Below are 11,901 nucleotides of genomic sequence, written 5' to 3'. Positions count from 1 at the left end.
GTCTATCCTGTAACATATTGCAGAAAGGATTTGCAAGCTGTCACGCTCCTCAACACCCGGCCAGGCCGTGTCGCGCGCGCTGCTGCATACGGTCGCGAAGCTGCACTACGAGGGTGATCTCAGCCAGGTCGAGGTCGCAAAGCGGCTCGACCTGTCGACGGCGACCATCTCCAGGCTGCTGCAGAAGGCGCGTGCGGAAGGCATCGTGCGCATCGAGGTGCGCGACCTCGCGGCTCCTGAATATCTGGCGAAGGAGGTCGTCCGGAAGCTGTCGCTGAAGACGGCTTCGATCGTCGAGGCGACCGGCGCCGGCGCTCTGGCGTCGCTGGGCGGCCCCGTCGGCGCGCTGCTTCAGGAAGCCGGCCTCGCCGCGGGATCTGTGCTGGCGATCGGCTGGGGGCGGGCGGTGCGCGCCGTGATCGAGGCCGGGCTTCCGGAAATTCCCGGCGTGCTCACCGTGCCTGCGATGGGCGGCATGCAGCAGCATCAGCCGCACTTCCAGATCAACGAGTTCGTGCGCCTGGCCGCGCTGCAACTCGGCGGCACGCCGCATTTCGTCCATGCGCCGTATCTGCCGTCGCGGGCGTCGCGGCGCGCCTATCTCGCCGACCCGGTAGTCGCCGACAACGTCGCGCTTTGGGACAGGGTCGATGCCGCCGTGGTCGGCATCGGCCTGCCGCACGAGACCGCGGCCTCGGGTCCGGAGCATCATCCGGACGCGGCCGGCGACGTGATGCGCCACTACTTCGATGCCGAGGGCGTGCTCCTCGATCCCGAGGCCGGCAAGCGCATGATCGCCATGTCGGCCAAGCAGTTTCGCCACGCGCCGTTGGTCATCGGCGTCGCCGTCGGCGAGGCGAAGGCGCGGGCGATCCGCGGGGCGGCAAAGGCGCGCCTGATATCGGCGCTGGTCACCGATGCGGGGACGGCCGAGGCGCTGCTGGATCTGCCATGAGGAGCGATTTCAAATTTTGCGGCGCGGAAATTTTCATGTTTGCCCGCACAAATCCATTGACAGCCAACCGGCGTCTGCGTCTTAATTCGCGGACGCTAGGCGAGGGTGCCCGCATCGTCGCCGCGCGGGAGGAGGGAAGCGATCGCCGGGGGTCCGTCAGCGGGTCTGCGGATCTGGCGAGAGAGCAGCGCTTCCAGCGAGAATTGCGGGCCGGGTTCCGGTCCGATGCCTGGTTCTAGAGGATGCGGCGGCCGCCGGTCGCCGTGAAGCTTGCAAAAGGGAGGAGTTCCATGAAGCGTCGTTCAGTACTCAAGTCCGCGGTGGCCCTGGCCGCCGTCGCAGCCGTCGGGATCAGCTCCGGCGCCGCACTGGCCCAGGAGAAGCACACGATCGCGCTGATCCCCGGCCTGACCACCGATGCGTTCTACATCACCATGCGCAAGGGCGCCCAGGCTGCCGCCGACGCGCTCGGCGTCGAACTGGTCTTCCAGGGCGGTCCGGAGTTCAACCCGGTCGTCCAGGTTCCGGTGCTCGACGCGGTCATCGCGCGCAAGCCCTCGGCGATCCTGATCGCGCCGACCGACACCACCCAGCTCGTCGAGCCGCTGCGCAAGGCCAACGACGCCGGCATCCCGGTGATCACGGTCGACACCTTCATCGGCAACGGCAAGTACCAGACCGGGGCCGGCGACGCCGACTTCCCGTACTCCTACATCGCCTCCGACAACGTTCTCGGCGGCAAGATGGCGGCGCGCGCGCTTGCTGCGGCGATCGGCGGCGAAGGCAAGGTCTACGTGTCCAACGTCAAGCCGGGCATCTCGACCACCGACCAGCGCGAGGAAGGCTTCAAGACCGCGATGGCCGAGGAGTTCCCGAAGATCACGGTTCTCGAGACGCAGTTCAACGAGAACGACGCGAACAAGGCCGCGAGCCAGTTGCAGGCGGTGTTCGCCCGCAACGCCGACCTGAAGGGCGTGTTCGGCGCCAACCTGTTCTCGGCTCTCGGCGCCGGCAACGGCGTGCAGCAGGCTGGCCAGACCGGCAACATCAAGGTCGTGGCCTTCGATGCGCCGACCTCGATCGTCGACAACATCAAGACCGGCCTGGTCGACGTGGCGATTGCCCAGCACCCCGCCGAAATCGGCTACTACGGCGTGGTCTCGGCCTATGCGCACGTGACCGGACAGTCGATCCCCGTGTCGATCGGCACCGGCTTCACCGTCATCGACAAGTCCAACGTCGATGACCCGAACGTCGCCAAGTACATCTACTCGGAATAGGCAGCCGCATCGGTCGGCTCCCCGCGCTGTCGCGGGGAGCCGACCCACGCCTTCGTCATCACCGGCCAGCCAGCGCTGACCGCCACGGGAAGGGGAGCATATGACAGCTTCCGATACAGGCGAGCCGCTGGCCGGCGCAGCCGCTGAAGAGATTCAAGTCAAGCCGCAGGCCGATCACGCCGACAAGGCGAAGACCCTGGTCCAGCGCATCGCCGACCTGCGCGCCTGGCTGTTCCTGCTCGCATTGGTCCTCGGTTTCGAGGCATGGGCGCGCCTCGAGTTCGGCGGCACCTTCATCCTCAACCCGTTCAACCTGCAGTCGATCGCCATCTTCGCGGTGGCGCCGCTGCTGCTGGCCACCGGGCAGACCTTCGTCATCATTTCCGGCGGCATCGACCTGTCGCTCGGCTTCATCATGGGCCTTGCGGCCGTCGTCGCCGCCCACACGATCAACGCCGTGACGCCCGGGCTGGGCATGCCGATGGCGGTCCTGATCGGCTTCATGGTGGCGATCCTGGTCGCCGCCATTCCCGGCACGATCAACGGGCTGCTCGTCTCGCGGCTGCGCGTCCCGCCCTTCATCGGCACGCTCGGCATGTTCGGCGTCGCGCGCGGCGTCGCCTTCCTGCTCGCTGGCGGCACCACCGTCCCGGTCAGCAACTCCTTCTTCGCCACGATCGGCAACGGGCGCATCATGAACGTGCCCTACATCGTCATCATCACCGCTCTGTTCGTGCTGGTCATGCACTATCTGCTCAGCCAGACGCGCTTCGGCCAGCACAACTATGCGATCGGCGCCAACGCACAGGCGGCGCGGCGCGCCGGCATCGACATCAAGTCGCATCTCCTGCGCCTCTACATCCTCTCCGCATGCTGTGCCGGCATGGCTGGCGTGCTCTACGCCGCCCGCTTCAACGCCGGCGCCGCGCAGGCCGGCGAGCCGCTGCTGCTCGACAGCGTGGCCGCGGTCGTCATCGGCGGCGCCAGCCTCTTCGGCGGGTCGGGCACGATCATCGGCACGGTTGCCGGCGCCTTCGTCATCGCCGTCATCCAGTACGGCCTGGTGTTCGTGAACGTCGAGCCGTTCTGGCAGTTCATCAGCGTCGGCGTGGTCATCATCATTTCGGTCCTGATCGACCAGGCTCAACGTCGCTTCAGTGGAGGTCGCCAGGATGAGTAGCGTCGCCCCCCTGCTGGAAGTCAGCAGCGTCTCCAAGCATTTCGGAGCCGTCCGCGCCTTGCACGAGGTGTCGATGGTGGTCCATCCCGGCGAAGTCGTCGCCCTTGCCGGCGACAACGGCGCCGGCAAGACGACGCTCATCAAGGCGATCTCGGGCGTCTACCGCCCGACGTCCGGCGAGATCCGGCTGAAGGGCGAGACGGTCGATTTCGGCACGCCCCAGGAGGCCCGCGACAAGGGCATCGAGACGATCTACCAGGACCTCGCGCTGGCCGACAACCTGACCATCGGCGCCAACATCTTCCTCGGTCGCGAGCCGATGCGGCGGGCCTTCGGGTTCCTGCCGGTGCTCGACCGCCGCAAGATGGCCGACGCCGCCCGCGAGACGATGGCGCTGCTCGACTTCCATGTCTCTCGCATGGAAGCGCCGGTCTCCAACTTCTCGGGCGGACAGCGCCAGGCGGTGGCGATCGGCCGCGCCGTCTACTGGAACGCGCAGGTCCTCATCATGGACGAGCCGACGGCGGCGCTTGGCGTGCCCGAGCAGCGCAAGGTCATCTCGCTCATCAAGCAGCTCAAGGCGCAGGGCAGGGGCGTCATCTTCATCTCGCACAACCTGCAGGACATTTTCGCCGTGTCCGATCGCATCGTGGTGCTGCGCCGCGGCGTTACCGCCGGCGAGCGGAAAATCTCCGAAACGACCCATGACGAAGTGGTCAAGCTCATGGTCGGCGGCTGACGCCTTGCGCGTCGCCGCACGACTGCCGCGCGCCGGCTGCGCCCGCGACGCCCGTGCGCGCTCAGGCGGAGGAGCGCAGGATGAGGTCGCCGTCGACCAGAACATGCTCGCCGCGCGGCCGCGGCTTGCCGGCGCTGTGCGCGAGGTCGATGCGGGCGAGCAGCATGTCGAGCGCCCGGCGCCCCATCTCGGCGGTGTTCTGCTGGACCGTGGTCAGCGGCGGCCAGATGTATTCGGAGAGCGGCTGGTTGTCGTGACCGGCGACGCGCAGGTCGCAGTCGGGCGTGATCCCGACCTTGCGGCCGGCCTGGTGCAGCGCGGCGAGCACGCCGAAGGCGACACGGTCGTTGCCGCAGAGAACGACGCGGGTAGGGAACCCGCCCTCGCGCAGGATGCGCGACGCTTCTTCGAAGGCGTAGCGCTCGAAGTCCCAGTCCTGCGACCACGTCAGCGGGATGATCACCGGCTCGAGGCCGCGGCGATGCATCGTCGCGATGTAGGCCTCGCGGCGGTCGCGGGCGTTGGAGTTCACCCACGGCATGTCGAAGTAGCAGGGGGCGTCCTCGAAGCGGGTGAGGTAGTCGGTGATCAGGGCCATCGACTGGCCGTTGTTGGTGCCGACGAAATCCTCTTCCTCGTCGAACGGGGCGTCGATGAAGACGACCGGGATCTTCTTGGCCAGCGCCTTGACCTTGGTTCGGTGCGCATCGTCGCCGCTGACCGGCGCCATGATCACGCCGGCGGCGTTGAGGGAGGACAGCGTCTCCAGCGCGTCGGCTTCGAGCTTGGCCCGGCCGTCCGAGGAGAACACGAAGGGCATGTAGCCGAGCGCGGTCGCCTGCGATTCGATGCGCCGCCGCAGTCCCGTGTAGAAGGGGTCCAGCGAACTCGGGAAGATCAGCCCCAGGATCTTGGTGCGCCGGCGGTTGAGGTTGACGGCGAACAGGTTCGGCCGGAAGCCGGTTTCCTTGAGCCCTGCCTCGATCTTCTGGCGCAGCTTGGGCCTTACCGAATCCGGGTTCTGGAAGTATTTGGAGACGGTCGGGCGCGACAGGCCGACCGCCTCGGCGAACTCCTCCATCGTCCGGATCTGTCTGGCCTTCACGATCGTCGTCCATGCGGGTCGGGGCGGAAGTCCGCCCGGGTTCGACGCAACGCTGCCACCAGCTTGCGGCCGGATCAACATGTTTGTCGCGAGGAAATGAAAATATTTGCACGCAATAAAAATTTCGGGCGGGCGTCGTGAGCGCCGCGGAACCCGGGAAGTCCGGCCGGATCGGCTCGATGGGCGAACTGCTCGTCGAGTTCGTCTGCGCCGAAAAGGACGGCCGCAATCTGCGCGCTTCGACCTATGCCGGGCCCTTCGCGTCAGGTGCGCCGGGCATCTTCATTGATCAGGCCGCGCGGGTCGGCGCAAGCACGATCTTCTCCGGCGCCGTCGGCGACGACGCCTTCGGGCGGGTCATTCTCGACCGCTTCGCGGCTGTCGGCGTGTCGGATGCGCTGCTCAAGGTGGCGCACGGCGTTCCGACAGGTTCGGCCTTCGTCTCCTACAATTCGGACGGCAGCCGCGATTTCGTCTTCAACATCGCGCGCTCCGCCTCGGCGCGCCTGCCGGTCGGCCACGCGGCGGTCGAGGCGCTGGTGTCGTTCGGCCTCGACGCCTTCCACATTTCCGGATCGACGCTCGGCGATCGGAAGATGGCGACGGCCGCGCTCGAAATCTGCCGGGCGCTTCGATCACGGGGCGTTGCGATTTCCTTTGACCCCAACGTGCGCAAGGAACTGCTCGCCGACCCCTCCTACATGGACATCGTGCGTGCGTTGACCGACCTGGCCGCTTTCGTGCTGCCGAGCGAGGAAGACGCGGCGGTGCTGTTTCCTGGCGAGGCCTTCGAGGACTTCGCCCCGCGCCTGGTCGCGGCCGGCGCCCGCTGCGTCGTGCTGAAGCGCGGCGAGCGGGGCTGCATCGGCATGGATGCGGGCGGCGAGGTCCAGTCGCTCGGCGCGCACGCGGTCGAGGTGGTCGATCCGACCGGAGCCGGCGACTGCTTCTGCGCCACCTTCGTCGCGCTCTCGGTTGCCGGCAATTTCCCGATGCGCGAAGTGCTGCGCCGCGCCAACGCAGCCGGTGCGCTCGCCGTCGGCAGGCTCGGCCCGATGGAGGGCAACAGTTCGCTGTCCGACATCGAAGCCTTCCTCGCGAGCCGCCCATGAGCGTGCTCGGCGGTATCGTTTCGGCCAACCGGGCAGGCGCGCAGCGCGGCATCCCGTCCTGGTGCACCGCGCATCCGCAGACGCTCGCCGCCATCTTCGCCGCCTACCGCGACGACGACGCGCCGATCCTCGTCGAGGCCACCTGCAACCAGGTCAACCAGTTCGGCGGATACACCGGGATGAACCCGGCTGCGTTCCGGACCTTCGCCGAGGACCTTGCGCGGCGCGAGGGCGTCGATCCGGCGCGCCTCGTGCTGGGCGGCGACCATCTCGGTCCCAATCCGTGGCGGTCGGAACCCGCCGCAAGCGCCATGGCCAAGGCTCGCGACCTCGTCGCGGCCTATGTGGACGCCGGTTTCGCCAAGATCCATCTCGACGCCTCCATGGCCTGCGCCGACGATGTGAACCTGGCCGAAGACACGATCGCCGGCCGCGCCGCCGACCTCTGCGCCATCGCCGAAGGCCGCGGCCGTCAAGGCCTTGTCTACGTGGTCGGAACCGAGGTGCCGATACCCGGCGGCGAGACCCACGCGATCGACGCGCTGGCGGTGACGACGCCGGCCGCGGTGCGAGCGACGTGGTCGATGCACGAGCAGGCGTTCGCCGAGCGCGGCCTGTCGGGCGCGCTCGAACGGGCAATCGGCATCGTCGTGCAGCCCGGCGTCGATTTCGGCAACGACACGGTCTTCGCCTTCGATCCCGGCAAGGCGCGGTCCCTTTCCGCGGCCCTGTCCGGCATGCCGAACCTGGCGTTCGAGGCGCACTCCACCGACTACCAGAGCGAAGCCGCGCTCAGCGCCCTCGTCGCCGGCCACTTCGCCATCCTGAAGGTCGGGCCGGAACTGACCTTCGCGTTCCGTCAGGCGGTGTTCGCGCTTGCGGGAATGGAAGCGCTGATGCGCGTGGCCGAGCCGTCCGGTCTGGTCGACGTCGTCGCCGCCGAGATGCAGGTCGACCCGCGTGACTGGCGCAGCCATGTGGCGTCTGGAGCGCGCGAGCGCGAGATGATGCTCTACGGCCTCTCCGACCGCGTCCGCTACTACTGGCCGCGCCCGGCTGTCCAGGCGGCGCTGCAACGGCTCTGCCGCAACATCGCGGCGGCGAGGCCGGAGCCGGGCATCGTCGCGCAGGCGCTGGGCGACCTCGTGGACCCGAAGCCGGCGGCGGAAAACCTGCCGGACCGCGTCATCCGCAACATGGTCGGCGCGGTCGTGCGCAAGTATCGCGCCGCGGCCGGGGAGATCGGCGCGACGACAGGGGCGCACGGCGCCGTTTTACAGGAGCGGGAAGAGTGCCAGTAAAAGCAGATCGCAGGCTGCGCGTCGGCGTGCTGGGTTGCGGCCCGATCGCCCAGGCCGCTCATTTCGAAAGCTGCGCCAAGGCGGCGAACGCCGACCTCTACGCGATCTGCGACGTCGCCGACGACCTGCGCGAGCGCATGGCCGCCACCCATGCGCCGCAGCGGACCTTTGCCGACTTTGACGCAATGCTGGCCGATCCCGACCTCGAGGCGGTCATCGTCGCGACGTCGGATGCGTTCCATGTGCCCGCCGCCATCCGCGCGCTCGAGGCCGGCAAGCATGTCCTTTGCGAAAAGCCCGTCGCCACCGGCGTGGAGGAGGCCGAGGCGCTGAAGGCGGCGGTGAAGGCCAGCGGCAAGGTGCTGCAGGTCGGCCACATGAAGCGTTTCGACGCCGGATTGCAGGCGGCGCGCGCCTTCATCGACGACGGCATGGGCGAGATGGTCGCGCTGAAGGCGTGGTACTGCGATTCCACCCACCGCTATCCGATGACGGACGCCGTACAGCCGCTGATGGTGACCAGCAGGAGTGCCCGCAAGCCGGCCGGCGACCCGAAGGCCGACCTCAACCGCTACTACATGCTGGCGCATGGCAGCCATCTGGTCGACACGGCGCGCTACTTCGCCGGCGAGATCGTTGCCGTCGATGCCAGGCTCAGCTCCCGCGGCGGCATGCGGTGCTGGTTCGTCGACGTCGAGTTCGCCAACGGCGTGCTCGGCCATCTCGACCTGACGGTGGCCGTGCGCATGGACTGGCACGAAGGGTTCCAGATCTACGGCGCCAACGGTTCGATCCTCGGCAAGACCTACAACCCCTGGTACTACAAGACGAGCGAGGTCGACATCTTCCACGAGGCCGACGGCTCGACCCGCCGGGTGCTCGGGGCGGACGGCCACTTCTACCGCCGCCAGCTTGAGGGCTTCGCCTCGGTGGTCCTCGACGGTGCGCCGATGACCGGCGCCGACGTGGACGACGGCATCGCCTCGGTGCGCGCCATGGTTGCCATCGCCCGTTCGGCCGCGACGCGCCAGCCGGTGCGCCTCGCCGACGTCTCCGGGGACGTGTGATGCGCCTCGGCATCTTCGCCAAGACCTTCCCGGGCAGCGACCCCGCCTCGGTCCTTGCCGCGGTGGCGGCAGCCGGCTTCGAAGCGGCGCAGTACAATTTCGCCTGTTCCGGCTTGCCGCCGATGCCCGATGCCGTCGAACCCGGGATAGCCGCCGCCGTCGCCCGCGCCGCGGCGTCGTCCGGCGTCGCGATTCCGGCGGTGTCCGGCACCTACAACATGGCGCATCCCGACCCGGCGGTCCGCGCCGACGGGCTGCGGCGGCTCGAGGTCGTCGCCGCCTCCTGCGGATCGATCGGCGCCGGCCTCGTCACCCTGTGCACCGGCACGCGCGATGCCGACGATCAGTGGCGCCATCACCCCGACAACGACACACCCGAGGCCTGGCGCGTCATGCTGGCCGAGATGGAAAAGGCCGTCGACATAGCGAGCCGCCATGGCGTCCGCCTCGGCATCGAGCCCGAACTCGCCAATGTCGTCAGTTCCGCGGCCCATGCGCGCCGGCTGCTCGACGAGATCGGCGGCGACAGGCTGGCCGTAGTGCTCGACCCGGCGAACCTCTTCGAACAGGCCGGTCTTGCCGAACAGCGCCGCATCGTCGCGGAGGCAATCGACCTTCTCGCGCCCGACATCGTCATGGGCCACGCCAAGGACAGGAATCCGGACGGCTCCTTCGCCACGGCGGGGAAGGGCGTTCTGGACTTCGGGCACTATCTTTCGCGCCTGCGTGCTGGCGGCTTCGACGGCGATCTTGTCGCCCACGGTCTTGCCGCCGCGGAGGCGCCCGGCGTCGCCCGTTTCCTGCGCGGCGCGCTGCAATGAAGCCGACGGCCCTTTCCCGCTTCGCCTTCGAGCGCGACGGTCTTGCGCTGGCGGCCTATGACAGCGGCGGCGACGGGCCGGCGGTGGTGTTCCAGCACGGGCTCTGCGGCGACATCGGGCAGGTCGCGGAAGCCTTTCCCGAGGGAACCGCGTTCAGGCTGGTCGGCCTCGAATGCCGGGGGCACGGCGCATCGGCGGCCGGCGACGTCCTGTCCATCGCCACCTTCGCGGACGACGTCGCCGCCCTGATCGAGCGGATCGGCGGCCCCGTGGTGCTCGCCGGCATCTCGATGGGGGCGGCGATCGCCAGCCGCATCGCCGTGCGGCGGCCGGACCTGGTGCGCGGGCTGGTGCTTGCCCGCCCGGCCTGGGTTTCAGAACCGGAGCCGGCGAACATGCGGCCGAACGCCGAGGTCGGCGCGCTCCTGTCGCACTATGCGCCCGAGGTCGCCCGATCGCGATTCGTGGCGGGCGACGCCCATGCGATGCTGTCGCGCGAGGCGCCCGACAACCTCGCTTCGCTGCTCGGCTTCTTCGAACGCCAGCCCGCAGACGTCACCGCAAGGCTGCTCAGCGCCATCTCGGCGGACGGGCCCGGGGTTTCGGAGGACGACCTCTCCGGGCTGTCCGTGCCGACGCTCGTGCTCGCGACGGATCGCGACTTCATCCACCCTCTCGCCCATGCAGAGCGCCTGTTCCGCCTTGTTCCGGCCAGCCGGATGGTGGAGATGACGCCGAAGGGCGTCGACAAGGCCGCCTACCTGTCCGATTTCCATACGGCGCTCGGCGCCTTCCTGAGAGAGTTTTGACCATGACAAGCGCGAACTGGCTCGCCACGCTCCCGACCGACCGCCTTATCGCCGAGTATTCCATGTGGTCGGCCGACCTGATCCGGCTCGCCGACGATCTCGACCGCATCCAGGGCCATGCCGACATCCTGCATGTCGACGTTGCGGACGGCCATTTCGCGCCGGCCTTCCTGTTCTTCCCGGATCTGGTCGCCAGGATGCGCGCTGCGACGACGCTGCCGATCCATGTGCATCTCATGGTCGCCGACGCCGTGCTGGTGGAGCAGGTCCGGCAGTTCGCCGACGCCGGCGCCGACCTGATCAGCATCCATGCGGAGAATGCCGCGGTTGCCGACGAGGCGCTGGCGCTGATCGGCGAGCGCGGGCTTGCCGCAGGCATCGTCCTGCGCGTCGAGACCGCCGTTGCCGCCTGCCGCCCCTATCTCGACCGCATCGACTTCCTGACGCTGCTCGGCACCGCCATCGGCGTGAAGGGCCAGGGGCTCGATCCCGCCGCGACCGAACGCCTGCGCGATGCGGCTCGGCTGATCGGGCAGGCGGGCCGACGCATCGTGCTCGCCGCCGACGGCGGCATCCGCGAGAACACCGTGCCCGTGCTGCGCGCGGCCGGGGCCGAGACCGTGGTCATGGGGTCGCTCGCATTCGGTGCCGAAAACCTTGCCGACCGCATGCGGTGGCTGCACGCGCTGTGATCGGTCGGTGTCGCATATTTTTACGCGAGGAAAAGTTATTATTGACGGACTGAAGCATCGTTCATAGTCTGCCGACCCAACAGGCAGGCATCGTGGAGGAGGACGTGCGATGGTGAAGCGGCTGGCAGGCAAGGTCGTTCTGGTCACCGGGGGCAGTTCGGGCATAGGGCGCGCGCTGGCGCGGGCCGCCGCCGCCGAAGGCGCGCAGGTGGCTCTGGCAGGCCGCTCGGCCGAGCGCCTCGAGGCGGCCGCCGCCGCCCTCGAGACCGACGCCCTGCCGCTCGCCGCCGACCTCGCCAAGCCGGCCGAAGTCGACCGTGTCGTCGCGGCCACGCTTCAACGGTTCGGCAGGATCGACATCCTGCTTCCCAACGCCGGCATATACATTCCGGGAGAGGTGGCCGAAGGCGACCCAGACGCCTGGGACGACATGCTGGCGATCAACGTCAACAGCGTCTTCCGGCTGGTGCGCGCGGTGCTGCCCGGCATGATCGGGCAGGGCGGCGGCCACGTCCTGATCACCTCCTCGATATCCGGCCACGAAGCGATCCACTGGGAGCCGATCTATTCCGCGTCCAAGCATGCCATCCAGTCCTTCGTGCACGGGCTGCGGCGGCAGGTCGCCAAACACAACATCCGCGTCGGCGAAATCGCTCCCGGCGTGGTCCTGAACGAGCTCTGGGGGTACACGGACCAGGCGGCGATCGAGGCAAAGGTCCAGTCGCGCGAGGGGCTGCGCTCCGAGGACGTGGCCGACGCGGTGATGTTCATGCTGACCCGACCGGCCAATGTGAACATCCGCGACCTCGTCATACTGCCGCAGAACCAGGACATCTGAAC

12 protein-coding genes are annotated in these 11,901 nt (G+C 68.5%); 11 read left to right on the top strand and 1 reads right to left on the bottom strand.

Annotated features, from left to right (window positions below; genetic code table 11):
- The first annotated feature begins 79 nt into the window (after positions 1 to 79).
- The 4 genes from ABUE31_RS16780 to ABUE31_RS16765 all read left to right on the top strand — a co-directional run bounded on the left by ABUE31_RS16780 (position 80) and on the right by ABUE31_RS16765 (position 4,154).
- The gene (locus ABUE31_RS16780; protein WP_367725038.1) at positions 80 to 955 is read left to right on the top strand and encodes a sugar-binding transcriptional regulator; all 876 of its coding nucleotides are present in this window, start codon (positions 80 to 82) and stop codon (positions 953 to 955) included.
- A gap of 290 nt (positions 956 to 1,245) precedes the next feature.
- On the top strand, positions 1,246 to 2,235 hold the full coding sequence (locus tag ABUE31_RS16775; protein WP_367724826.1) for an ABC transporter substrate-binding protein: 990 nt from the start codon (positions 1,246 to 1,248) through the stop codon (positions 2,233 to 2,235).
- A 100-nt stretch (positions 2,236 to 2,335) separates the two neighbouring features.
- Entirely contained in the window at positions 2,336 to 3,415 is a 1,080-nt protein-coding gene (locus ABUE31_RS16770) for an ABC transporter permease subunit (RefSeq protein ID WP_367724825.1), read from the top strand.
- Entirely contained in the window at positions 3,408 to 4,154 is a 747-nt protein-coding gene (locus ABUE31_RS16765; RefSeq protein WP_367724824.1) for an ATP-binding cassette domain-containing protein, read from the top strand. The genes ABUE31_RS16770 and ABUE31_RS16765 overlap by 8 nt, the downstream gene beginning before the upstream one ends.
- Positions 4,155 to 4,215: 61 nt before the next feature.
- On the opposite strand, the gene ABUE31_RS16760 is transcribed toward ABUE31_RS16765, so the two are convergent.
- Positions 4,216 to 5,235 (bottom strand): LacI family DNA-binding transcriptional regulator, encoded by a 1,020-nt coding sequence (locus tag ABUE31_RS16760; RefSeq protein ID WP_367725037.1) that lies wholly within the window; start codon positions 5,233 to 5,235, stop codon positions 4,216 to 4,218.
- A 161-nt stretch (positions 5,236 to 5,396) separates the two neighbouring features.
- On the opposite strand from ABUE31_RS16760, the gene ABUE31_RS16755 reads away from it, so the two are divergent.
- The 7 genes from ABUE31_RS16755 to ABUE31_RS16725 all read left to right on the top strand — a co-directional run bounded on the left by ABUE31_RS16755 (position 5,397) and on the right by ABUE31_RS16725 (position 11,899).
- The gene (locus tag ABUE31_RS16755; RefSeq protein WP_367724823.1) at positions 5,397 to 6,371 is read left to right on the top strand and encodes a sugar kinase; all 975 of its coding nucleotides are present in this window, start codon (positions 5,397 to 5,399) and stop codon (positions 6,369 to 6,371) included.
- On the top strand, positions 6,368 to 7,672 hold the full coding sequence (locus ABUE31_RS16750) for a class II D-tagatose-bisphosphate aldolase non-catalytic subunit (protein ID WP_367724822.1): 1,305 nt from the start codon (positions 6,368 to 6,370) through the stop codon (positions 7,670 to 7,672). Before ABUE31_RS16755 ends, ABUE31_RS16750 begins: the two co-directional genes overlap by 4 nt.
- The gene (locus tag ABUE31_RS16745) at positions 7,663 to 8,739 is read left to right on the top strand and encodes a Gfo/Idh/MocA family protein (protein WP_367724821.1); all 1,077 of its coding nucleotides are present in this window, start codon (positions 7,663 to 7,665) and stop codon (positions 8,737 to 8,739) included. The genes ABUE31_RS16750 and ABUE31_RS16745 overlap by 10 nt, the downstream gene beginning before the upstream one ends.
- Complete coding sequence (locus ABUE31_RS16740) at positions 8,739 to 9,560, top strand: sugar phosphate isomerase/epimerase family protein (protein ID WP_367724820.1); 822 nt, start codon at positions 8,739 to 8,741, stop codon at positions 9,558 to 9,560. The genes ABUE31_RS16745 and ABUE31_RS16740 overlap by 1 nt, the downstream gene beginning before the upstream one ends.
- Positions 9,557 to 10,369: an alpha/beta fold hydrolase gene (locus ABUE31_RS16735; RefSeq protein WP_367724819.1), complete on the top strand. Its 813-nt coding sequence runs from the start codon at positions 9,557 to 9,559 to the stop codon at positions 10,367 to 10,369. Before ABUE31_RS16740 ends, ABUE31_RS16735 begins: the two co-directional genes overlap by 4 nt.
- Entirely contained in the window at positions 10,366 to 11,061 is a 696-nt protein-coding gene (locus ABUE31_RS16730; protein ID WP_367724818.1) for a ribulose-phosphate 3-epimerase, read from the top strand. Before ABUE31_RS16735 ends, ABUE31_RS16730 begins: the two co-directional genes overlap by 4 nt.
- A 109-nt stretch (positions 11,062 to 11,170) precedes the next feature.
- Positions 11,171 to 11,899, top strand: a complete 729-nt coding sequence (locus ABUE31_RS16725; RefSeq protein WP_367724817.1) for an SDR family oxidoreductase — start codon at positions 11,171 to 11,173, stop codon at positions 11,897 to 11,899.
- Positions 11,900 to 11,901 lie beyond the last annotated feature (2 nt).

Origin of the sequence: Mesorhizobium marinum, assembly GCF_040813675.1 — a bacterium.
Taxonomy (GTDB): Bacteria; Pseudomonadota; Alphaproteobacteria; order Rhizobiales; family Rhizobiaceae; genus Mesorhizobium_K; species Mesorhizobium_K marinum.
This window is presented reverse-complemented; position numbering and strand designations above follow the sequence as displayed.

Bases quoted from the DNA above. Each gene is read 5' to 3' on its own strand.
- ABUE31_RS16775 (WP_367724826.1), top strand. From the start codon at position 1,246: ATGAAGCGTCGTTCAGTACTCAAGTCCGCGGTGGCCCTGGCCGCCGTC.
- ABUE31_RS16770 (WP_367724825.1), top strand. From the start codon at position 2,336: ATGACAGCTTCCGATACAGGCGAGCCGCTGGCCGGCGCAGCCGCTGAA.
- ABUE31_RS16765 (WP_367724824.1), top strand. From the start codon at position 3,408: ATGAGTAGCGTCGCCCCCCTGCTGGAAGTCAGCAGCGTCTCCAAGCAT.
- ABUE31_RS16760 (WP_367725037.1), bottom strand. From the start codon at position 5,235: ATGGAGGAGTTCGCCGAGGCGGTCGGCCTGTCGCGCCCGACCGTCTCC.
- ABUE31_RS16750 (WP_367724822.1), top strand. From the start codon at position 6,368: ATGAGCGTGCTCGGCGGTATCGTTTCGGCCAACCGGGCAGGCGCGCAG.
- ABUE31_RS16740 (WP_367724820.1), top strand. From the start codon at position 8,739: ATGCGCCTCGGCATCTTCGCCAAGACCTTCCCGGGCAGCGACCCCGCC.
- ABUE31_RS16735 (WP_367724819.1), top strand. From the start codon at position 9,557: ATGAAGCCGACGGCCCTTTCCCGCTTCGCCTTCGAGCGCGACGGTCTT.
- ABUE31_RS16725 (WP_367724817.1), top strand. From the start codon at position 11,171: ATGGTGAAGCGGCTGGCAGGCAAGGTCGTTCTGGTCACCGGGGGCAGT.